Annotated in this window: 14 protein-coding genes, 1 pseudogene and 1 riboswitch; of the genes and pseudogenes, 8 read left to right on the forward strand and 7 right to left on the reverse strand. The window is 59.2% G+C overall.

All coding sequences use genetic code 11. The features are described 5' to 3' along the window. The first annotated feature begins 728 nt into the window (after positions 1–728). Positions 729–1574, forward strand: a complete 846-nt coding sequence (locus B9A24_RS09190; RefSeq protein ID WP_084444878.1) for an alpha/beta hydrolase — start codon at positions 729–731, stop codon at positions 1572–1574. 80 nt (positions 1575–1654) lie between these two features. On the opposite strand, the gene B9A24_RS09195 is transcribed toward B9A24_RS09190, so the two are convergent. The 5 genes and pseudogenes from B9A24_RS09195 to B9A24_RS21640 form a co-directional block, all read right to left on the reverse strand. Next, the gene (locus tag B9A24_RS09195; protein ID WP_084444879.1) at positions 1655–4348 is read right to left on the reverse strand and encodes a M14 family zinc carboxypeptidase; all 2694 of its coding nucleotides are present in this window, start codon (positions 4346–4348) and stop codon (positions 1655–1657) included. A gap of 301 nt (positions 4349–4649) precedes the next feature. Further along, entirely contained in the window at positions 4650–5429 is a 780-nt protein-coding gene (locus B9A24_RS21630) for a RagB/SusD family nutrient uptake outer membrane protein (protein WP_143434866.1), read from the reverse strand. Between the two features lie 51 nt (positions 5430–5480). Continuing rightward, entirely contained in the window at positions 5481–6005 is a 525-nt protein-coding gene (locus B9A24_RS21635; RefSeq protein WP_143434867.1) for a RagB/SusD family nutrient uptake outer membrane protein, read from the reverse strand. A 13-nt stretch (positions 6006–6018) separates the two neighbouring features. Then, positions 6019–9207 (reverse strand): annotated as a pseudogene (locus B9A24_RS22660) (SusC/RagA family TonB-linked outer membrane protein). Positions 9208–9616: 409 nt separating this feature from the next. Further along, positions 9617–9708, reverse strand: a riboswitch (SAM riboswitch). A gap of 321 nt (positions 9709–10029) precedes the next feature. Beyond that, on the reverse strand, positions 10030–11013 hold the full coding sequence (locus tag B9A24_RS21640) for a tetratricopeptide repeat protein (RefSeq protein ID WP_143434868.1): 984 nt from the start codon (positions 11011–11013) through the stop codon (positions 10030–10032). 79 nt (positions 11014–11092) lie between these two features. Between B9A24_RS21640 and B9A24_RS22050 the strand changes: the two genes are divergently transcribed. Continuing rightward, a complete protein-coding gene (locus B9A24_RS22050) occupies positions 11093–11269 on the forward strand; it encodes a hypothetical protein (protein ID WP_159452005.1) in 177 nt (58 codons plus the stop codon). 237 nt (positions 11270–11506) lie between these two features. On the opposite strand, the gene B9A24_RS21645 is transcribed toward B9A24_RS22050, so the two are convergent. Continuing rightward, the gene (locus B9A24_RS21645; protein ID WP_143434869.1) at positions 11507–11794 is read right to left on the reverse strand and encodes a hypothetical protein; all 288 of its coding nucleotides are present in this window, start codon (positions 11792–11794) and stop codon (positions 11507–11509) included. 345 nt (positions 11795–12139) lie between these two features. Between B9A24_RS21645 and B9A24_RS09220 the strand changes: the two genes are divergently transcribed. Then, positions 12140–13138 (forward strand): glycoside hydrolase family 16 protein, encoded by a 999-nt coding sequence (locus B9A24_RS09220; RefSeq protein WP_084444882.1) that lies wholly within the window; start codon positions 12140–12142, stop codon positions 13136–13138. Between the two features lie 124 nt (positions 13139–13262). Here the strand turns inward: B9A24_RS09220 and B9A24_RS09225 are convergent, their stop codons facing one another. Further along, the gene (locus tag B9A24_RS09225; protein ID WP_143434870.1) at positions 13263–13721 is read right to left on the reverse strand and encodes a hypothetical protein; all 459 of its coding nucleotides are present in this window, start codon (positions 13719–13721) and stop codon (positions 13263–13265) included. A 211-nt stretch (positions 13722–13932) separates the two neighbouring features. Here B9A24_RS09225 and B9A24_RS09230 point away from each other — a divergent pair, with 211 nt between their 5' ends. The 5 genes from B9A24_RS09230 (at position 13933) to B9A24_RS09250 (ending at position 22229) form a co-directional block, all read left to right on the forward strand. Next, entirely contained in the window at positions 13933–14175 is a 243-nt protein-coding gene (locus B9A24_RS09230; RefSeq protein ID WP_084444884.1) for a hypothetical protein, read from the forward strand. A 129-nt stretch (positions 14176–14304) separates the two neighbouring features. Beyond that, a complete protein-coding gene (locus B9A24_RS09235; protein ID WP_084444885.1) occupies positions 14305–17181 on the forward strand; it encodes a S8 family serine peptidase in 2877 nt (958 codons plus the stop codon). Between the two features lie 118 nt (positions 17182–17299). Continuing rightward, a complete protein-coding gene (locus B9A24_RS09240) occupies positions 17300–18976 on the forward strand; it encodes an amidohydrolase family protein (protein ID WP_084444886.1) in 1677 nt (558 codons plus the stop codon). 317 nt (positions 18977–19293) lie between these two features. Beyond that, on the forward strand, positions 19294–20370 hold the full coding sequence (locus B9A24_RS09245; protein WP_084444891.1) for an alpha/beta fold hydrolase: 1077 nt from the start codon (positions 19294–19296) through the stop codon (positions 20368–20370). A gap of 59 nt (positions 20371–20429) precedes the next feature. Then, positions 20430–22229, forward strand: coding sequence for a DUF885 domain-containing protein (locus B9A24_RS09250; protein WP_200813899.1), 1800 nt, complete (start codon positions 20430–20432; stop codon positions 22227–22229). Positions 22230–22269: the final 40 nt, after the last annotated feature.

The raw sequence follows: 22269 nt of genomic DNA on the forward strand, positions 1-22269 counted from the left end.
AATTCCGCTCATCCTTGATAAAATAAATTTTCTTAAATCATCAAGAGACGCGTTAACCAGCTTTCCTCTTGAATCGCCTCTTAACAAACCACAGGTCATACCCTCATCCTCATAAGACTGGTAATTACAACGGGAAGTTCGTAAAATGCTAAAAATGATTAGCCTATGATTGGGGACTGTTGACTACTAAGGTAAGCCCGATACTTCTGGCTTATCACTACTAAATTTAAATAGCGGCTCCTCTCACAAGAATTTGTCTTGATTTTGGCTGCTGGACTTCTCGCACTATATGGCGGACGTTCCTTGGAATTCTGCCCATGGATCGGCGAGACGGAGCCGAAGCATCTTGCTCGCTCTGTTAGAGTAGTACTCCAGCATCAGCACGCGAGAGGCTTCGTCGCTGCTTGATGTGCGCTAAATGCTCTGCATGACGTTTCTTTAAACAACTAAACAACTAAACAACATCAGCAAAGACCTTCCTCCGGTGGCACACTCCAGCCGTGCCTTCGGCAACTAACTCCCCTCCTCAGCTGAGGAGGGGAGTTAGTTGCTAGCTCTAGATTGCGCCTTATATTAACCAGCACGCCGTAGCGACGCAATATTTTGCATCTCTACCGCTTTCCTGTTATTTATCTTCTATAGCAGTGTCGAGTTCCCCACATACCGCATACACAGTTTGTGAAACCGTGTATACGGTCAGTAATAGGCATTCCTTATCCCGTCTCAGAGTGAAATCGTCTTTTCTGTTTCCGCTTATACTCCTGCTGCTAAGCGTCGTTTGTGACCAGTCTGCCGCGGCGCAGGACCAGGCCGCGCCGCTGACGATAGGTCAGACCTTCACGCTCGCCTCCGCCACCCTCAGAGAAACCCGCCGCATCAACGTGTACCTGCCACCGGGCTACGCGGACTCTGCTACCCTCCGGCTGCCCGTTCTGTACATGCCCGATGGTGGCATGGCGGAGGACTTTCTGCATGTGGCCGGGCTGGTGCAGGTAGGCACCGGCAACTACACCATGCGGCCGTTTATCGTGGTGGGCATCGAGAATACCCAGCGGCGGCGGGATATGACCGGGCCCACCACCAACGCCGAGGACCGGAAAATTGCCCCCCAGGTGGGTGGGTCTGCGGCCTTCCGCAAATTTATCCGCACGGAGCTGATGCCCACTATCCGGCAGCGCTACCGCACCACCGCTGAAACCGCCATTGTTGGGGAATCTCTGGCCGGTCTGTTTGTGGTGGAAACCTGGTTATTGGAGCCCGATTTATTCGACACGTACGTGGCTTTCGACCCGAGTTTGTGGTGGAATAACGGGGAGCTGGTTGCCCAGGCCGATAAGATAGTGCGGGCGTACGCGGGGCCGGCGAAGACACTATATGTTGCCTTCAGCAGCGACACGGAAACGGCCACCACCACCCGGCGCTTCGCCGCCACCCTGAAGAGTGCGGCCCCAGCTAAACTTACTTCTTACTATCAGGCTATGCCGGAAGAAACGCACGCCACCATCTACCACCCGGCTGCGCTGCGGGCTTTCCGCATCGTGTTTAAGCCCCACAAAGCAGCCCCGACGAAATAGCCATTAATCGGCTGTGTTTGCTGTGTATATTAGTGAATACGGTAAAGCATTATGAAACAGTCCGAAACCAGATGGACAGTCTATTCTTCCTCTGCCGAAATAGTGGCCGGACCTTCGGGCAGGTTGAGTAGCGGCCCCAGCAATAGAGCGTTGCTGAAGAGGCGGGCCGTACCGTGCCAGTAGTGGCGGAAGTTGGGGTCGTCGGCGAAGAGCACAACCCGCCCGGCTCCTACCTTGCTCACCACGATGGCCGCTGAGTTGCTGATCTGCTTTAGATTAGCTTTCGACACGTAGCCGCTGACCAAAGGCGTGGCCGTGTACTGAGCGACCGTAGCGTAGGGGTTGCGGCTGGGCCGCAGGAAGGTGGTGCCATTGCGGAACACGTACAAGCGCCGGTCGGTGAGGCCGAAAGCAATGGGGTTGGTCAGGTCCACGTCGGCGCGGTAGATGGAGCCGGCAATGGCGCGGGTGCCTTCGTGTTCCTGGTCAACAAAATCGAGACGGCGCGAAGTCTGCGGGGAAGCGTTGGCGGTTTCCTTCGTCTTCTTGCCCGCGGTTGCCGGGGCTGTAGTAACGGCGCGCGCCGCAGTGGTATCAGCCCAGCCACCGTTGGCCGGAATCAGCAGCTTTTCCTTCACGATGCCCTGCTTGATGGCCCACTCCGAGGCATTTTTTAAGGTAATAAGCGTGCCGCCCTCCTGCACCCAGCGCCGGATTTTGTCCACTGTTGCTTTATCCAGCGCGGCATAATTGCCCCCCACAAGCACCAGACTGGTATAGCGACCCAGCGGCGCGCGGCTCACGTTGCTCAGTTCCAGCTTACTCAGCGGCAGCCCCAAATGCTGGCTGGCCACAAACCATGCTTCGCCGACCTCCGAGGCCGTGGTGCCCGCACCAACTAGTAGCGCGGCTGTGGTTTCAGGAAGGGTACGTACATTGTTGGAACCCAGATCGATACCACCCAGACTGAACCCAGTAGCTACGCTAGTGAACGTGACCTGGGCCTGCTTGCTTACCCGAGTCAGAATCTGGAATACCGAATCGGCCGGCAGCTGCTGGCCCGCCATCGGCACGACTACGGTGCCGTAGCCAAAGTCGGTGGGTTGGGCCGCTGAGCCGGCTCGGAATGGCTTAAAGGCAACTTTAGCGGTGACACCAGCGCGTTGTAATGCTACTAGGGCCTTGGGTGCGTTGTAGTCAGTCCAGGGCAATAGGTAAGCGTAACTGCTTTTGCCCCCCAGCACGCTGCCAGCCAATACTTTGGAAGCTGCAATGGGCGCTCCCTGCACCAGCGACGCATTCTTCTGCTTGCTCACCGGCAGGCCGTAGGCGTGGGCCTGGCTCCAGCCGGTTACGTCGTAGAATACGCTGTCGTGAAACGTGGTCAGCTCCTCAAACAGGGAGTTGACAATGCGGTACTGAGGCTGGGCGGTGGGCACCACATATGTCTTGCCCTTTTCAAACGTCTGCTTATCGAGCGTCACCGTTTTACCCAGCTCATGCACCTGAATTTTGTGCTGCAGGAGCAGGTCGAGGAGGCGGTTGGTGAGGGTTTGATCTTTAGCACTACCAAAGACATAGGCTTTGGTCGGAAACTTCCTGGCTGCTGTTAGCGCGGAGGCGAAAAAGTCGCGCTGATGGCGCAGATACAGTTCTTTTTCCTCCACCGCGCCGCGCACGGTAGCCAGACCAGTAGCCACGTGGTTGCGGATGGTAAAGGGGAAGGTCACGACGCCATTCGTGCCTTCCTGGGCCAGCCCGCGGGAGCTGCCAACTTCAAAGGTGGCGCCTACCCCACCCTGAAAATCGGGATAGGTGGAGCCGTAGATGGGTGACAGATTATCGAACTGCTCTTTGGTCCAGTACAGGGAGCCGAGCTTATCCAGGGCCTGGGCGTGATACTTGGCCAGATGTACGTTCAGCACCTCATAAGTGGCGCGCGGAATCAGGTCGTTTTCGGTGCTCAGGGGCTTGGTAGGCTCAAAATAGTAGGTGCTGTTGGTGCCCATTTCGTGAAAGTCAATCATCACATTCGGGTACCACTCGTGCAGAAACGCCATCCGGGCCCGGCTTTCAGGCTGAGTCAGCGGCAGCCAGTCACGGTTCAGGTCGGTGTAAAAATGGTTGGTGCGGCCACCTGGCCAGGCTTCGGTGTGCTCCCGGTCAAGCGGGTCCGTCACGGGCGGCCACGACTTATTCTGATCAAACCAGTGCGAGGCCCGGTCGCGCCCGTCGGGGTTTTCGAGCGGGTCGATGGTAATAACGGACTGCTCCAGCCACTGCTGGGTTTCGGGACTGGTAGAGGCCGTAAGGTAATAGGCTGTGAGCAACGCGGCTTCCGAGCTGGAGCTTTCGTTGCCGTGCACGCCGTAGTTAAGACTGATAATCACCGGCAGGCGCTTGTAGTCGGGCGCGGGTTGGGTGGGGTCAGTCAGGGCCCGGCGTTGCTGGCGCAGCTGGTCCAGGTTCTGTTGGTTGGCTACCGCTGTAATGGTGGCTACCACCTGGGGCCGCTCCTCAAACGTTTTGCCCAGCACCCGCAGACTCACCTTGTCTGATACCCGGTCCAGCTCCCGCAGGTAAGCCACAATCTGGTCGGTGCGGGTGTAGTGCGAGCCGATGGGGTAGCCCAGAAACTGCTCGGGTGTGGGGATGGCCGGGTCGAAGGAGTCCGTTGGCGCGTCGGGGAAAAAGTAGCTGTTTTGGGCCGCCGCCGGCGTCGCTAAGGTTAAACTCACTGTGAGCAGCGCCGCCGAAATGTATGTTTTGATCATGGAAGAAGAAATTGAAAGAAAAGATGCAGGCGCAGATGAATAGCTATTTGTAAAGGCAGTCATGCAGCGCAGCGCGAAGCATCTCGCGTGCTGATGTCTAAGTAGTGACTATCATGCTGAGCTTGTCGAAGCATCTCTACTGGTTAGTAATCAATATCGTTACAACGAAGCGGTAGAGATGCTTCGACAAGCTCAGTATGACCGCCTTTTTAATTAAGTTACCATTCGCGAGATGCTTCGCGCTGCGCTGCATGACGTTGTCTTTGATTGAGCTTTACGGCCTTTTTTATTCTGTTACCGACTAATAGCCTGGATTCTGCTCCAGAGCGGGGTCTGCTACCAGGTCATTAAAGGGCAAAGGAAACAGCCATCGGCGCTGGTCCATGACGCCGAGCACTACGCCTGCGCGGCCGGTGCGCACGAGGTCAAACCAGCGGTCGGCCTCGAAGGCAAACTCAACACGTCGCTCATTTTCGATGGCTAGGAGCAATTGGTCGGCGTTAGCGGCGGTGCTGGCAGGCACGCCGGCGCGAGCACGCACGGCGTTCAGGTCAGCCAATGCCTGGGAAAGCTTGCCCTGGCGGGCGCGGGCTTCGGCCCGTATGAGGTACTGCTCGGCCAGGCGCAGCACGTAGCTGGGGTCGTCGCGCTGGGCGGAGCGGCTGTACAGGTTACCATACGTTACGCTAGCCCCGGCAATAGTAGTAGTAGCCAGCAGCGCCGAACGATTGCCCCCCACCGCTGGGTCGTTGAGCAAAGCAATGGCCGTGGGCACGGGCTGAAAGTTAAATTGCCCCCCAAGCGCGCTCGGAAACCAGTTGTTCCACATGGTATTCGCATCGGAGTTGCTGAAGGTGAGCTCCAGCACCGATTCCCGACTCAGAAACGACGCCGTGGAAATGGCCCGATAAGGTGTCACCAAACTGTAGTTGGCGCTGCTGATGACCTGCGTAGCGTAGGTTTCGGCCTCGGCCCACTGCTGGCGGTAGAGGTGCAGGCGGGCGCGCAGGGCGCGGGCGGTGGTTTTTACGGCGCGGTTGCGCGTGGTGCCGTCGGGCAGCAAGGTTTCGGCTTCGATCAAGTCAGCCAGTACCTGGTCGTACGTCTGCGCCAGGGTGCTGCGGCCGATGCCCTAGCCGTTTTCCTTGGTGCGGGTGGGCGTGAGGATCAGCGGCACCCCGCCCCAGCCCCGGCCCAGGTCAAAGTAAGCCAGCGCCCGCAGGAAATGCGCCTCGCCCAGCAATTGATTTTTCTCCGCTGCCGGCAGCAGCGGGTCGTTTACATCGGGCACTGCCGCCAGCAGGTTATTAGCAACGTTCACGGCCTGATACATCTGCGTCCAGGCTTCCGTAATCAGCACGTTATCGGCGCTGAGCTGGTTTTGATCGATCTGCAAAAACTGGTTGAGCGTGCCGTTGAAGCGCACACTTTCGCCGGGTAAAAATCCCAGCACGGGCCAGTTTAGCTGATAATACGACTGCACGCGGTCGTAAGCGCCGATGGTGGCGGCGCGGGCGCTGCCGGCGTCCGTGATGGCCTGGTCGGCGGGAAGCTGCTGTACCGGCTGGGGCTCCAGCAAGTCGTTGCAAGAGGCGAGGCTAAAGCTAATGGCCGCAACCTGAGTCGCAAATAAGAGGCGATATAGGGTATGTTTCATGACGAGTAAAAGCTTAGAGTCCGACCGTTAGGCCCACCTGAAAAGTGCGGGGCTGGGGTACGGTGGCCCAGTCGAAGTTTTTGGTGTTGGCCACGCCGCCCTGAGAATTCACCTCCGGGTCGAGGCCGGAGTAAGGCGTGATGGTGAACAGGTTAGCGGCCTGCACATAGAGCCGCAGCGAGTTCAGCCGGCTTTTGGCAACGACTTCTTTGGGCACGTTGTAGCCCAATGATAAAGTCCGCAGGCGCAGAAACGAGCCGTCTTCGAGGTAGCGGTCGCTCAGGTTTTGGACTACCCCGCCGTAGTTGTTGCTGGCGGCGTTGGTGGTGAGGCGCGGGATGTCGGTCTGGTCGCCGGGCTGCTGCCAGCGGTCGAGCTGGTTGGCCAGGTAGCCGATGTTGCTCTGGGTACCGCCGTGCACGAGGAAGAAGCGGTTCATGTTCATGATTTTTGCCCCCCGCTCGAAGTTCAGCGTAAAGCCCAGATCAAAGCCTTTGTAATTCACCGAGTTAGTGAGGCCGCCGAAGAAGTCGGGCCAGGCGGTGCCTACCAGCTGGCGGTCGGCCACGGTGATGGTGCCGTCGCCGTTCACGTCTTCGTACTCGGCGTCGCCGCTTTCGGGGTTCACACGGGTTTGCTTGTAGAGCCAGAACGAGTATAAAGACTGGCCTTCTTCCAGCCGGAAAATATCGCGCGAGCCAGCCGTAATCGGGGCGGCCAGCTTCTCTACTTTGTTCACGTTGCGGGCGATGTTGAAGCTGGTGCTCCACTGCACCGCCGACTTGGGCAGCCAGTTGGCCGTCACTTGCAGCTCCACGCCTTTGTTGCTGACGGCCCCAAAGTTCTCGACCACCGAGGAGAAGCCGATTTTGCGCGGCACGGGCACATTCAGCAGCAGGCCGGAGGTGTATTTGTCGTAGTAATTCAGCTCCACGATCAGCCGGTTTTGCAGCACAGCCGCATCCAGGCCCACGTTCCACTGCTCGGTGCTTTCCCAACTCAGATTGGGGTTAGCGAGCTGCAAAGGCGTTGTGCCGGGCAAATCGAGGTAGTTGGCGCCGCCCTGCACCAAGCCCAAAGAAGCAAAGTCGCTGATGCCGGCCTGGTTGCCGGTGCGGCCCGCACTGGCCCGCAGCTTCAGCTCCTCAAACACATTCAGGTCTTTGATAAAGCTTTCTTCGCCCAGACGCCAGCCCAGGCCCACGGCTGGGAAATAACCCCAACGGTTGTTGGCTCCGAAGCGCGAGGAGGCATCGGCCCGCAGGCTTACGTCGGCCGTGTAGCGCTCTTTGAAGGAGTAGGTTGCCTTGCCAAAAAACGAGACCAAACCAGCTTGCGAGCGAGCCGAAGAACCGGTTTGGGTGGCAGAGGAGGCAATGGTGGGCAGGTCGTTGCCGGGAAATTGCTGGCCGGCCAAAGTCGTGCGCTGGAAGGTGTTGCGCTGGAGCGTATTGCCCACCAGGGCCTGCAAAAAGTGATTTTCGCCAATGTTGACCGAGTAGTTCAGCGTCTGCTCATTAAGCAACGTAATGTCGCGGGAGAGAAAGGACGAGGCGGTGCCGCGAGGCTGGCCGGCCAGGATGAGCGTGTTGTTGAAGTTATTCTCGTACATGTCGTTGAAGTCAATGCTCCAGCTGCTGCGCAGGGTCAGGTTGGGCTAGATGCGGTACTCGCCGTACACGTTCGAGATGACGCGGGTGCCGACCGCGTCGTTGTTCAGGTTGTCGATCAGGGCCTGGTGGTTGTCGAAGGAGCCGTACTTGGCGTAGCTGCCGTCGGGATTGTACACGGGCAGATTGGTGCGCGGAAACAGGGCCGAGTTGATGACGCCGACGGGATTGTTGTCGTTGCTGCTCACGTTGCGCTGGGTGCGCGTCAGAGCCGTACTCGTCCCGATGCGTACCTTGTCGGTCACGGAGTTATCCAGGTTTACGCGCAGGCTGAAGCGGTTGAACTTGCTGGGCCGCGCGATGGACTGCTGGTCAAAATAGCCCGCGCCGATGTAGAATTGCGTTTTATCAGAGCCGCCGGCTGCCGATACTTCGTAGCTCTGGGTGCGGGCCGTGCGGAACACGTCGGAGAGGCGGTCGTAGGTCTGTTGCTCTTCCGGCAGGCCCCGGCCGCCTTCCGCTACGGACCGGAAAGGCACCAGCGCCGGGTTGCCGCCGTCGTTCAGGAACCGCTCATTTTCCAGGGTCGCCAACTCCGGGCCGCTCACCAGCTTGTACTTTTTGGGCGCTTCGGATAAGGCCTGGTAAGTATCGAAAGTGATGCGGGTTTTGTCGCCGGCTTTACCGCGCTTCGTGCGGATGAGCACCACCCCATTTGCCCCCCGCGAGCCGTAAATGGCCGTAGCGTTGGCGTCTTTCAGAATCTCGATGCTCTCAATATCCTGGGGGTTGATATCGGCCAGCGGGTTTGATGACACCTGGTTGCCCAGGCCTGTAGCAATCAGGTTGGTGTTGTTGATGAATACCCCATCAACCACGTAGAGCGGGTCGTTGCTGGCATTTACGGAGTTGCTGCCCCGCACCCGGATAAAAATACCGCCGCCCGGCACACCGGAGTTGGCCGACACCTGCACACCGGCGGCTTTGCCCTGCAAGAGCTGATCGGGACTGGCAGCGGGCACATCTTTAAGGGCGTCGCCTTTTACCGAGGAAATAGCGCTGGTCAGGGACTTGCGGTTTTGTTCGCTGTAGCCGGTTATCACCACTTCCGAGAGCTGCTTTACATCAGATTTCAACGCCACACGCAGCTCGCCGCCCGTGGTTCGTATTTCCTGCCGGACGTAGCCGATTGCGGTAATAACCAGCGTGGCACCGTTGGCAGGAATGGGCAAGGAAAATTGCCCCCCAGGATCTGTGGAGGCGCCGGTGGTAGTGCCCTTAAGAAGGACCGTGACGCCCGGCAGCGGACTTCGGTCGGCGGCATCCGTGATGGTGCCGGTCACGGTTTGAGCGGCCGGTTGGGCGGCAGTTGTTTGCGCGAATCCGGTGGTTGTGCCCGCCAGCAAAACAGCTGGCAGGGCCAGAATAGTAGAGGTTTTCATGAGGAAGGAATAGAGGATAAGGGTCGAATAAATCCATCTGGCCGACCCCAATTTGCCCCCCAGCCGACCCGCAGCGCGTAGCGGCAGACGGGTTTTGGGGAAGCAGGGCGGGAGGTGTTGGTGGCTTGCTTTTCGCCCCTGGCGCGCCATAAACAAAGCTTTAGCGGCGCGTACTTTCTTCCTCGTGGCCTCACTTGTGCACAGAAGGGCTCAGCACTGCCGCGAAACAAGCAGTAGCTTTTGGCGAAGAAGATGGGGGCGTGGGCCGACCTAAAACCGGAAGCCGAAGCGCGAAGACATTCGGGGCGGGTTGGGCAGGCGGACGTGGGCTGCGGGCGCTGCCAGAGGGCTACAGATGGGCATAGCTGCCTTGCGGTGCAACGCTACTTTCCTCGGCAGTGGATTAGCAGAAAAATGAGTCTTTCCCGACGCCTTAGCCGACCACACTAGCCATCTGCATGCAGACGGCGCAACAACACATAATACAACACCGATGCTGTAGAGCGAAGCGGGTGATGAATGCAGCGGGGGTACTGGGGGAGCTTTTCACGGCAATTTGTTTTTATATGGTCAGGACTTGGCACCGTTCCAGTTGTGCTGGGGGTTGCCGGCGTTTCGTCGAGCCTGTCTCTCCACGCCTCTTTATAAAAACAATCCTTTTAGTGGGAAAGAATTGATGCTATAAAGGTAAAGCCGCGTTTTTCAGAAACACAAATTTTATTCTGCATGGGTCCTTCGATTCGTTTTTAAACGAAGAGCATTCGGCTCCCTTAAAACTTGCAGCACACGCGCCAACGCTCATATTTGCCCCCCAGCGGCGTAGAAATTCAGCCATGGTATCGGGCTAAAAAAAGTCGATTATTTCCTTGTGTTATCCCACATGCCGCACCTCAACTTAATCGAAAAACGCCCTCACTGTTGCCTCATAACACAGTTGCCCTCAGACGAAAACTTCGTATTTGACGGCCTGTTTTAATCCACCTGATACCCAAGTGCCGATCTGCTTTTGCCCCCCAGCCCCAGTGAATTACTTGTGTTCCGGCTTGGTGGCGGCTGGCTGCGTAAGAACTGTCGTATTGCCGTGAGCTCGGGTCTGGTGGCACTTGCGGCGGCCACGGAAAGCAATTGCCGATAATAGCCGCGGGCCTTGCCCACATTGCCAGCCCGCTCGGCCGCCCGCCCGGCGCCATACAGCCCGTTATACCGGTTGGGGTGTATCTGTAGATTTGCTTCATACGCGGCCAAGGCATCGGCTGGGCGGTTCATTTCCAGTAGCATATCCCCGAGCAGCTCACGGGCCGGCAGCACTTCGCTGGGCGTGACGGGGTGCTTTTCGGTGCTGTCTTCCAGCGCAGCGGCGCGGTTCATGAGTGCCACGGCCTCATCGGCTTTACCCTCCTGCCAACGCATCCAGGCCGCGCCTGTTGTCAGCTGAATGTGCACCTGCTGGGCTTTGTAGGCGTCTTTCTGTTGCGTCAGAATGGTTTCCAGTCGGTGTAGTGCTTGCCATTCTGCTTGGGCGGCTGCCCGGTTATCGGTATGCACGGCGCCCAGCAGCCGAGCAAAGTGGAAGATGGCTTGCTGCCAGGGAAACTTCTCCCACGGAAAACCAGCACCGTGAAGCTGAAGCCCGGCCGCGTCCTCCCATTGTCGGTTTTCCAGCACATACCGGGCAGGAATAGCGGCATACGCGTACGCCACTTTGAATGTGGTAGGCTCGACGGCGGTAATCGAGTTCAGGTATGTCCACTGCCGCCTGGCGCTGGCATTGTCGCCTTGCTGCAGATAGGCATACATAAGGTAGTCCAGGCCATGCAGTTCCTCGTCCCAATGCCCCTTGAGGCCAGCCTGTTCGGCGTAGCACCGGGCGGCCGCGACTGAGGCCAGATTCGACGCGACGGCTTCCGGCCAGATCCCCAGGCGGAGTAAAGATATGTGAGGGCATATGCAAGGCATGCGCCGAGGAAGGTGCCACCAATGCGTATTTGCGCGCTGCGGGTAGGGCCAGCGTAGCTAATCCCGGCACATCATAGGCATGGATAAGATAATGGACAATGCCCGGATGATTAGGGTACTTCGGAGACAGCGCCGTGAGCAGGGCACCGGCCTTTTTTTGCTCAATAAACGTTTTGTCAGCCGGATCAGCGGCGGCCGTCAGGGCCAGGGCGTAAAATATCGTGGCTTCCTGATCGTCGGGGTACCGGGCGGCTAGCTTTTGCATGGCCTCGGCAAACCGCAGGCACCGGGTCCGATGCGCTATCGTTTGCCAGTCCTGATAAAAAGTGACCAGAGCAGCGATATACGCGGCTTCCCTGGGTGAGGAGTGCGGCAGAGCCTGTGCAATGTTCAGGGCTTTGGCACCCTTCCGTAGCTCAGCTTCGGATGGGGGAGTCCAGAGGGGGTGAAACGTGCTCATGGCCACGCCCCAATAGGGCAGAGGGCAGGTCGGCTACTGGTGGATGAGGGCGGCGAAGACCTTCTCTGCTTCCTCGTACTCAAAGGAATGCAACAGCTTCAGCCCCAGGGTGAAGTTGGCCTGGGTTTCTGGGCGGCAGGCAATGGGAAAGTCTACCGACCCGAGCTGCTGGTTCGGCGGGCCGCAGGTAATGAGCTGGCCGATCCTGAGGTTCAGCTCATTCAACTCCTTGCGCGAGGGCGCGGCCTTCTTCTCCTGACACGAGCAGCAGAGCAGACTAATCACCAGGCCTAAGGCCAACCGAAACCAGAAGGTTGCCATGTGCTGCGTCGGCGTTAAGTGAAGGAAATAGGCCTTTCGTCTGTCCCGTTCGCGGGCTCTGCGTAGGATACTCTGCCCGCGAGTTGACCAAGGGTGAAAATACGCAAATCCTTTGGTAGATATGGTAGGAGGGAATGAGTGTGTTGCTGGGGGGCATTTGCCGGAACCTTCACCATTGGCTGCCTTGATTTTCGCTTTCTTCTATCTCTTTTTGCCGCCACCGCTATCTTTAGGACCGGCGTTCGGCTCTCCATTCAAAGGTAGAGGCCCGCGCGTAGCGGTCGTTGCCGCGTCTTGCCGCACGGATCATCGGCCAGCCGCCGGCTCCCTTTTCTACTTCTGCTTATGCTATCCCCATTTCTTATTTTCGCCCTGCTCGTGCTGGCCCCGCTGGCGAGCTGGAGTCAGTGCATGCGAGACGCGGGCTTGCAGAGTGCAGCTAACCCTAGGGGCCAGTGGCAGCAGGTTTTTTTCGATGGCTTCGACAGCCAGCCGCATACGTTAGCCAACTGGTACCTGGATCGGGTCGGCGACGAAAACGCGGATCGCCTGCACTGCTTCGATGCTACCCCCGATCTGGTAGGCGGCGGTAATCAGGCATTGCGGCTACTGACGGAGAATAACGTGCAGTTCCTGCGCATCACGGCCACACCCGACGCCTCGGCGGCGTGCACTCCCCAGAGCCGTTACCGCTCGGGAGGGTTGCGCCTGAAGCCCAATCCGCTGGTTGACTCCGCGGCCCACGGCGTCTATGCCTTGCAGCAGGGGTTGTTTGAAATTCGCTGCCGACTCCCGCGCTACCGGGCCCGAACGACGCGCTATGGTGCCAATGCTGGCTTCTGGCTGCTGAGCAATGATATGGAGTGCGACGTACTGGAGGGCAACGATGGGCTCTCTGGCTTTGCTACAACCCTGCACAACTGGAACGCGGCCACCGCCGACTGCGCGCGTGCCCCCGCACAGGGCGAGCCTCATCCGTTCTGGCAAGCAACCTATACCTACATACCCCCTTATGCGGGTGCGCTGGGGCTGGATGAAAGCTTTCATACCTATGGGCTGGCGTGGAGCGAGCATGAGCTGACGTGGTTTTTCGACGGCCAGGTGCTCTCTACCCTTGCTTATGAACCGGGCCAGTGTCTGCCCCGGTTGGAAGAAAACCAGAGGATCATCCCCTTCGGGCGCGCGGCGCAGGTCCTGCTAGGGCTGGAGGTGGTCGATGCCAGCTTTCTCGAAGCGCAGTTTGATGTCGACTACGTACGTATTTGCAAGCCAGCTCAGGACCTGTCGGCAACGGCAACGTGGATTCCCAACCCCCCACAGACGGAATCGTTGAGTCCTTGGTAACTGTTCTCAGGCACCAGCAAACGGCCGCGTAGATCTGCTGAGCTTAAGCCAGAGCTCGGTGACCAGGCGAAAATCAATAGCGGAAAATGACTGCTGACAAGTTTTTAGGGAGACTATTGGACACCTAATCGGGTAAATTGTACTTTTTCAAATGCACTAGCACCACCTTATTTCGTCTGCTCTCAGGTACGGTAGCGAGGTTGCGGGTATCTTCAATCAGCGTTAACTCCGTGTTGCTGATGGTAGGTGGAATCGTATACTGGAAGGTGCCATAGCTAAACGACAGCGACAAGCTGTTGTTGGTGTTGCTATAAAAGCCGGGCTGCGATCCTATATTCTTGGTGTAGGGCTCGATTATACCCTCAGCGGAGAAGACGTAATACCTGTTGCTCCCAATTGCCAGGTCACGTGTGCTTAGGTAACGGCCATCTGGCTCGTAGGACGTCACCGACGCTTCCAGGACATCCCACCGACCAACAAGACTTTTGACCGGTACTACGGCCTCCTTTTCCTTCGATGAACAACCGAGAATAGTGCACGCCAGGCACAAAACAAGAAAGCGCGAAAGTAAAGAAGTGAACATGTAGAACTTGATAAAGTAAAAATAACCGAAGGGTTTTGTAGCTATATCAAGAATGATGCGACACTGTACCGATTTCAGAATTATATATTAGTTTTTATGAATTTTCTACTTCAGATAAATTCAACCCCCTTGCGATAGCTCGCCTTCGCTTATTTAGCCGCCTGTTAAAAACAGCCAGTCGGGGTCAGAGCGTTGAAATCATTCATCCCTTTTGCCGCTGCACGAGCTGTCTGTTATTTCCCTCGGCCCCATCAAGGAGGTACAGAACGTGGTCATCCGTATCCGCACGGCTGGTGGGGGCCAGGGCCGCGGCGGGTACCGCCCCTACCTGACCATCAAGGGCGAAAGCATCGACACCTGCTTCGTCGTGGCGCGGTACCTGGTCTGCGGCCCGCACGGGCACGATATGCTTGCCATTGCTGCCAGCCTTACTTGTTCAACTGCTTGTTTATAAATCGTTTATGCTTTAAACGGGTAGGTTATATATTGCCGATAGAAAAACGTTGTCAGCATTTAGTAAAATAAATAAGTAAAATAATTATATATTTAGGAGGGTACGAGTATTGTTATTTCTGCAACGGCTATGGCTATTTCACGACTTGAGTGGGCCGCCACGCGTCAGGCGGCTTCCGATTATACCCGCTTCGCCAAGGAGATCGAGCACATTGAACAAGGCATCAACTTATTCAAGCAGGGGCTCAAGGACTTAACCACTATTTCGCCCAATCCGCAACGAGTACAGGCTCGCTTGCGGCGAGAGGCAACACGCCTGACAGGTGCTCCGATACCACCTTCCCTGGCCCTGGAGCGGGCTATGGGCCGCCCGGACTTTCAGGATGCCTGCGTGCTGCAGCGCATCGTGGCGTGCAGCCGCTGCGTGGGTCGTATTATTCTGGCGGGCGGCGAGTACGGCACAGGCTGGCTGGTTGGCGACGGACTGCTCATTACCAATCATCATGTGTTGCCCAACCGCGAAGTGGCGGCCACCGCGTACGTAACCATGGGCTATGAGCGCACTGAAGATAGCCAGCCCCAGGCCGGAGAAACCTTCCGTTTGCGCCCCGACCAGTTTTTTCTGACGCCCACCGAAACCGGCTTCGACGAGTCTTACGATGGCCTGGATTTTACGGTGGTGGCCGTCGAGCCCCGCAGTGATACGGGCAAGGAGCTGGCCGTGTACCGGCACGTGCGCCTGGATGGGGGCCTGGGCAAAATAATTGAGGGCGAAAACTGCCTGGTGATTCAGCATCCGGGGGGCGATTTTAAGAAGGTGGTGCTGCGCGACATTCGCCTGCTGATGGTCACCGACGCGCCCGGTGCCGACCAGCACGTATTCTACGAGAGCGATACGCTGCCGGGCTCCAGCGGGGGGATGGTCATCGCGCTGGGAACGGGTGAAATATTTGCTCTTCATAACGCCAGCGTACCGCGGCGGGATGCGCAGGGCAACTACCTGAAAAAGGATGGCACGGTGTACCAGGCCGGCGAGAGCGACGAGCTGATTGACTGGATAGCTAACCAAGGCGTGCGCGTGAGCAAGATTATGGAAGCGCTGCGTACGCTGCCGGTACCCGCCGCCATGGAAGAAAAGCGTCAGCGCCTGCTGCAAGGCCTCATCCGGCCGGCCCCGACCCTCGTCGAACAGCCGAGCGATAAGCTGCTGAACACGAAGCCGGATGATTTCCCGGAGCCCCTGCCGGCTGGGGGGCTTTTTGCCCCCCAGCCGGCAGCTGGACCTGGTACTCGTTATGTGTTGAAGCTGACGACGGGAGTAGTAGCCCGCGATTATGCTCTGCAAACCCTCCAGCGGCGCTTTCCTGGCGGCACGGTGGTGCCGCTCGTGCCCGGCGATGATCGCTCTGCCCTGAGCTCTTTTGTGCTATTCGATCTGCCCGCGTCGTCCGATCCGTGGGTGACGGCCGCCCAGCTCGAAAGCATTGATGGGGTAGAGGAAGCCGAACCCGATCTGCCCCAGCGAACGACGGAGGGCGGGCCGGAATTTGCACCCATAGCTTCGCCGCAGCTGACGGAAAGCGGCCTGTTCGAGCTGTGGGAAGACGGACGCTCGGAGTGGGACGAGCCCCGCTTTCTGCGACAGTGGCGCGACAGTGCGCATGTGCGGAAGCTAAACCCCAGCGTAGCCAAGGATCTGGCCGCTATCCGGCAATGGACCCGACGAGCCACTGGCTTCGACCGCCTCACCACCCGGCACTTGGATGCGGCGGCCCTCGCGGCCCTCGCCGACCTGCGCATTGCCCAGTTCGATACGGGCTATACCAACCACACCAAGCTGTGGGGCGGCTACGACTTAACGGCCGATTATGACCTGGTAGCCAACGACGACGATGCCCACGACGAGCTGCAGGGCGGTTTTATGAAGGCGCCTGGCCACGGTACGCGTACGGCTAGCGTGCTGGTAGGCAACCCCGCCGCGCAAAGTCTGAATGGGCACGATGGCAACCTGGGGTTGCTCCGGGGACTGCCCAAAGCCGCTGATAAACCGGCCGTACTGCTCACGCCCTTCCGCATTGCCAAGTCCGTTATTCTCGTCGACCGGATCAGTGAGCTGGTGCGCGGGGTGCATCGGGCCGTGGACGCGGGCTTTCCGGTGCTGACTATGAGCATGGGCACGCTGGGCAACCGCGTTCTGGCGGAGGTGGCGCGGTATGCCTACGACCGGGGCAGCATCTGGTGCTGCGCGGCCGGCAATCAGGTCAAGTTTGTGGTGGCACCGGGCAAGTACCCTGGGGTGATCTGCGTGGCCGCCTCCAACCCCGACGATGGCCCCTGGAGCGGCAGCTGTCGCGGCCTGGAGGTAGACATCACCGCGCCGGGAGAGGACGTGTACGTGCCCATTCTCAACGACGACAATGAGGAAGACATGGCCTACGGCAGCGGCACGAGCTACGCCACGCCCCACGTAGCCGCCGCGGCCCTGCTCTGGCTGGCCCGTCACCAGACGGCCCTCAACTACCCCGAGCCCTGGCAGCGGGTAGAGGCGTTTCGGTACTGCCTGGCCAGGTCGGCGCGCCCGGTGCCTCAGTTGCGCCCCGATAAGTTTGGCCCCGGCATTCTGCAGGTGGATAAGCTATTGGAGGTGGCGCTGCCGACGGCCGACCAGCTGCGCTATGCTTACCCGGATGGGCGAGGGCAGGAGCGCGGCCCCTCCGACCGGCAGCCGTTGGCCATGCGCGAGCTGGTCTACAAAGACTGGCAGCAGGTACTGGCAGCCACCACCCGGCCCGGCATAGCGGCGGCCGTGGGGCACGAACGAATGGGAGCCGCGTTGGCTTTGAGCGAGCCGGCCCAGGAGTTTGCCCGTACGCTGGCGGCTCACACCAGCCTGCCCCAGCAGGTTGTCATTCAGGAAAGTACCGGTGGTTACCCGCCGGCCATTGGGGCGTACGCGCGCCTGCGCGTTCTGCAGCAGCTTCAGGCGCGCGCCAAGCCTGCTTATTAAGGGTTGCGCGGGTGTTACTCTCGCTTGAACTGCTACGCCTTTTGGGTGCTCACCGGGCCTTCTTGTCGGTATCTGATTCTCTGCCTTCTTTTCCGCTCCAGCACGTTGCCCCCTGGTTATGGCCGACTACTTCGATTTTCATTTTCATCCGCTTTTCAAGCAGTTTTTGCTGGCCTTTAAAGCAAGCGAGCGGCAGAACGACAGGTGCACGGAGCCCGTGCGCCTACCCGGCCTGGGACGAATCATTGATTCCCTGGCGGGCCGCATTCTGGAAAGCCAGGCCTGCGTAGCCCAGGCCCGCCAGGGCGGCGTCCATTTGGGCATTGCCTGTTTAATCGCCATTGAGCATGTGTTATCTTCCGACAAAGGCAAGCTGGCCCTGCTTAACAGCCAGAGAATAACCCCGCTCGACGACGAGTTCTTTGCCTTTGTGCGGGAGGGCCGGGGCAGCTACAACGACCTGGTGGAAATGGAGCTGAGCTTCTACGAGTGGGTGGCGCAGACCAGGTCCCGGCAAATGAAGCTCCTCTCCCGCAAAACAGACGCGCAGCTGGCAACAGGCAAGCTGAACCTGGTGCTGGCCATGGAGGGAGGCCACGGCCTGAGCCGGCAGCGCATCAACGAGTTTGCGGGCCCGGCCGATCCGGTGGCCACGGTGCAGGCCTACCGCGAGCATCCCACGCGCGACTTACTCTACCTGACACTCACCCATTTCAGCCACATTCGCGAGCAGCTGCTGTGCAGCCACGCCTACGCCTTTAAGCTGGTGCGGCAGCTGGCTGCTACCCGGCCCCAGGTAGCTGGGCTGCGCCAGCTGGGCCGGGCCGTGGTGCGGGCTTGCCTCGACGTAAGCCAGAATCCGTATCCTATTCATATTGACATCAAGCATATGAGCCTACAAGCGCGGCTCGAATACTACGCTTTTCGCCGGGAGCTATTGGCTTCCAAAAATGGCTTTAAAGCCCCGCCCGGCGGTATTCCTCTTCTGGCCACGCACGTCGGGGTCACGGGCTTCCGCCTCGCGGGGCTGGCCGATCGGCTCACCGACTTCGGGCTCGAAGACGCCCTGGTACCCTGCGTGCGGATGCGCACCCGCCGCCAGGTAGCTGGCGAGCTGAGTGAGCACGAAAGCGTGTGGTTCAACTCCTGGACGCTGAACCTGCTGGACGATGATATTGAGGAAATTGCCCGTAGCGGGGGGCTAATCGGCATCAGCCTCGACGTCCGCATTCTTGGGTTTGAAGGCAGCGCGAAACGCCTGTTGAACAGGCTGGAGCTGTTTGCCCCCGATTATATGTCGCCAGCCGACTTTGCGGCCCTGTTTCCGGTGCTGGCCCGACAGCTGCCCAAGCTGGACTTGCCCGAGGAGGAAGCCCTTGAACCACTGGTGCGGGAAACGGAACTGGGGGAGGAACTCTTCGGCACGAGCCGGCGCGAGCGGGAGCTGTATCTGTTTTGCCTGAATGTGCTGCACACCGTTGCGGTGATTAATGCTCTGCCAGCTGAGCAGGGCAAGCAGCTGAACGGGTGGGACTTTGTAAGCGTGGGCTCCGACTTTGATGGACTGGTGGACTCGTTGAAATCCTGCGCCCGCGCCACGGAGCTGCCAACCTTCGAGCGCGAGCTGATGCACTATTTCCCCCGCGCCGAGCGCGCCTACCAGGCCGCCCGCAACAGTACTACGCCGCTGCTCCACGCGCCCGGCACCCCATTCAATGCGCGGGCTTTCCAGAATGGCCCCCTGCGCCAGCTCCTGTATGACAACGGTGCACGGTTGCTCAGCCGGTTGTGGTAAGCCGTTGGCCCATGTGTAAGGAGAGGTAGTTTATACCTGATAAACCTGATAAAAGCCCCCCGGCAACGGAAACAGCACCTGCGTATCGGCTTCCGTCGGCGGCCTGCTGGTGGAGGCCAGTTGTTGTCTATATCCGGGCGCTCATACGATGGGGGGCTTTTTGTTCCTGCGGAGTTCTATCCCTACCACCTTTCACCTACAAGCTAACCGCAAACGCCGCTATATTTACCCATCACCACCACTGCTCATTTCCCTTGAAGCACTCCCTTCTATTGGCCGCCCGTATGCGTAATGTATCGGGCTCCACCCCACCCAACATGAGAAAACTACTGTTTCTGCTGCTCTGGCTGCCGCTGTTCAGCTACGCTCAAACGGTGATAAAGTACCCGCCGCCCGTGGAGGCTGACTACAGCCTGAAAAGCTACGTGTTTGAGAGTGGGGAGAAGCTGCCGGAGCTGAAGCTGCACTACACCACGGTGGGCCAGCCCCGCAAGGATGCGCGCGGGCGGGTGATGAATGCGGTGGTCATTATGCACGGCACCACGGGCACGGGGCAGCAGTTTCTGAGCGAGCAGTTTGCCGGCAACCTATTCGGGCCGGGCCAGGTGCTGGACGCGGCCAAGTACTACATTATCCTGCCCGACGCCATTGGGCACGGCCAGTCCAGCAAGCCCAGCAACGGCCTGCGCATGCGCTTTCCCAAGTACACCTACAACGACATGGTGACGGCCAACTACCGCCTGCTGACCGAGCACCTGGGCGTGGCGCACGCCCGGCTGGTGATGGGCACGTCGATGGGGGGAATGGAAACCTGGGTGTGGGGCTACCGCTACCCCGACTTTATGGACGCTCTGATGCCGCTGGCTAGCCTGCCGGTGGAAATTGCCGGGCGCAACCGCATGCTCCGCAAAATGGCCATCGACCTGATTCAGATGGACCCGGCCTGGCAGGGCGGTGCCTACACCAGCCAGCCCCGCACGGGCCTCACCGGTGCCATCTCCTCGCTGATCTTTATGACCAGCAGTCCGTTTCAGATGCAGAAAGCGGCCCCCACGCGCGAGCTGGCCGAAGCAGCTCTGGCCAAGCGGACCACCCAGCTGCTGACCTCCCTCGACGCCAACGACTTCATTTATCAGTTCGACGCCTCCCGCGACTACGACCCGGCCCCGCACCTTACCAAAATCAAAGCCCCGCTCTTCGCCATCAACTCCGCCGACGACCAAGTAAACCCCCCGGAGCTGGCCATTCTGGAGCAGGAAATCAAAAAGGTGCCCAAAGGTCGCTACATCCTCCTGCCCATCACCGACCTGACCGTCGGCCACGGCACCCACTCCAACCCGCTTATCTGGGGTCAGTATCTGAAAGAGCTGCTGACGTTGTCAGAGAAAAAATAAGCGAAGGGGGGCGGGGGTGGGGTAACCGTTATATTTACCCACCACCTCACCCTTTCCCTATGAAACACCTTTTCCTGTCGGCGGCGCTGGCGGCGGCTTTGCTGGGCAGCCTGACGAGCCATACCCCCGCGACCAGCCACACTGCCGCGCCCGTGGCTGCCGATTCGCCGGCTCTGGCCGCTATGTTTGAGAAGTACTGGGACGAGCGCGCCAAGCTCTATCCGCTGGAAGCCACCTCGCAGGGCGACAACCGCTACAACGACCAGCTGCCCAACGACGGCACCGTGGCCTACCGCGCCACCCAGCGGCAGTTTTTCCAGCAGTACCTCGATCAGGTCAAGAAGTTCGACCGCAGTAAGCTCTCCGACAACGACCGGGTGAGCTACGACATCTTCCTCTACGAGATGCAGATGCGGCTCGAAGGCCTCAAGCAGCCTACCTGGATGATGCCCTTCAACCAGATGGGCGGCCTGCCGATTGGGTTGGCGCAGCTGGGCGCGGGCTCCGGCAACCAGCCCTTCAAAACCACCCAGGACTACGACAACTGGCTGGGCCGCGTGCGCGCCTATCCGGTGTGGGCTGACACGGCCATCAGCAACTTCCGCCGGGGCATGCGCGGCGGCGTGGTGCTGCCCCGCCCGTTGGTAGAGAAAATGCTGCCTCAGCTCCAGGCTATGGTCACCACCGACCCCAGCAAGAGCATCTTCTACGGGCCCGTCGCTAAGTTTCCGACCGCCGTGCCGCCCGCCGATCAGCAGCGCCTCACGGCCGCGTATCAGCAGGCCATCAAGGAGCAGTTGGTGCCCACGTATCAGAAGTTGCACGACTTTCTGAAGAACGAGTATCTGCCCAAAGCGCGCACTACCACCGGCATTTCGGCCGTGCCCGGTGGGGAAGGCATGTACCGCTTCGCGGTGAAGAACTCGACCACCACCGACATGACCCCGGACCAAATCTACCAGGTCGGGCTGAGTGAGGTGAAGCGCATACGGGCGGAGATGGAGAAGATTAAAACGGAAGTGGGCTTCAAGGGCGACCTGAACGCCTTCTTCAACTACCTGAACACCGACCCCAAATTCATGCCCTTCAAAACGGCGGAAGAGGTGCTCAACGTGTACCGTGGCATTCAGGCCAAGATTGACCCCAACCTGAAGAAGATGTTTGGCCGGGTGCCCAAAACCGGCTTTGAGGTGCGCCAGACCGAAGCCTTCCGCGCCGCCTCGGCCAGCGCCCAGTATAACCGCGGCCTGGCCGATGGCTCCCGCCCCGGTATCTTCTACGTGCCCATCCTCGACGCCACCAAGTACAACGTGACCCGCGGCATGGACAATCTGTTTCTGCACGAGGCTATTCCGGGCCACCACTACCAGATTGCCCTGCAGCAGGAAAATACCGCCCTACCCAAGTTTCGCCGCTACGGCGGCTACAGCGTCTTCAGCGAAGGCTGGGCCCTGTACACGGAAAGCCTGGGCAAGGAGCTGGGCCTCTATACCGATCCTTACCAGCGCATGGGTGCCCTGAACGGGGAGATGCACCGCGCCATTCGCCTGGTGGTGGATGTGGGCATGCACAGCAAGAACATGACCCGCGAGCAGGCCATCGAGTACATGCGGGCGAATCGCAGCATCGACGAGCAGGCGGCCACGGCCGAAATTGAGCGCTACATGGCCTGGCCCGGACAGGCGCTATCCTACAAAATCGGTCAACTGAAAATCAGCGAGCTGCGCCAGAAGTACGAGAAGCAGCTGGGGAGCAAATTCAAGCTCAGCGCCTTCCACGACCAGCTGCTGCAGAATGCGGCCATGCCCCTGGCCATTGCCGAAAAGACCATGGACGCCTGGGCTGCTACGCAGAAGTAAGGCTGCGGCTAGTATAGTGTAATGGAAAATATAAAAAGCC

The sequence above is a fragment of the Hymenobacter roseosalivarius DSM 11622 genome (assembly GCF_900176135.1).
Taxonomy (GTDB): domain Bacteria; phylum Bacteroidota; class Bacteroidia; order Cytophagales; family Hymenobacteraceae; genus Hymenobacter; species Hymenobacter roseosalivarius.

Coding starts and splice junctions, on each gene's coding strand:
- B9A24_RS09195 (WP_084444879.1), bottom strand. CDS start 4,348: ATGATCAAAACATACATTTCGGCGGCGCTGCTCACAGTGAGTTTAACC.
- B9A24_RS21635 (WP_143434867.1), bottom strand. CDS start 6,005: ATGAAACATACCCTATATCGCCTCTTATTTGCGACTCAGGTTGCGGCC.
- B9A24_RS21640 (WP_143434868.1), bottom strand. CDS start 11,013: ATGCCTTGCATATGCCCTCACATATCTTTACTCCGCCTGGGGATCTGG.
- B9A24_RS22050 (WP_159452005.1), top strand. CDS start 11,093: ATGGATAAGATAATGGACAATGCCCGGATGATTAGGGTACTTCGGAGA.
- B9A24_RS21645 (WP_143434869.1), bottom strand. CDS start 11,794: ATGGCAACCTTCTGGTTTCGGTTGGCCTTAGGCCTGGTGATTAGTCTG.
- B9A24_RS09220 (WP_084444882.1), top strand. CDS start 12,140: ATGCTATCCCCATTTCTTATTTTCGCCCTGCTCGTGCTGGCCCCGCTG.
- B9A24_RS09225 (WP_143434870.1), bottom strand. CDS start 13,721: ATGTTCACTTCTTTACTTTCGCGCTTTCTTGTTTTGTGCCTGGCGTGC.
- B9A24_RS09235 (WP_084444885.1), top strand. CDS start 14,305: ATGGCTATTTCACGACTTGAGTGGGCCGCCACGCGTCAGGCGGCTTCC.
- B9A24_RS09240 (WP_084444886.1), top strand. CDS start 17,300: ATGGCCGACTACTTCGATTTTCATTTTCATCCGCTTTTCAAGCAGTTT.
- B9A24_RS09245 (WP_084444891.1), top strand. CDS start 19,294: ATGAGAAAACTACTGTTTCTGCTGCTCTGGCTGCCGCTGTTCAGCTAC.
- B9A24_RS09250 (WP_200813899.1), top strand. CDS start 20,430: ATGAAACACCTTTTCCTGTCGGCGGCGCTGGCGGCGGCTTTGCTGGGC.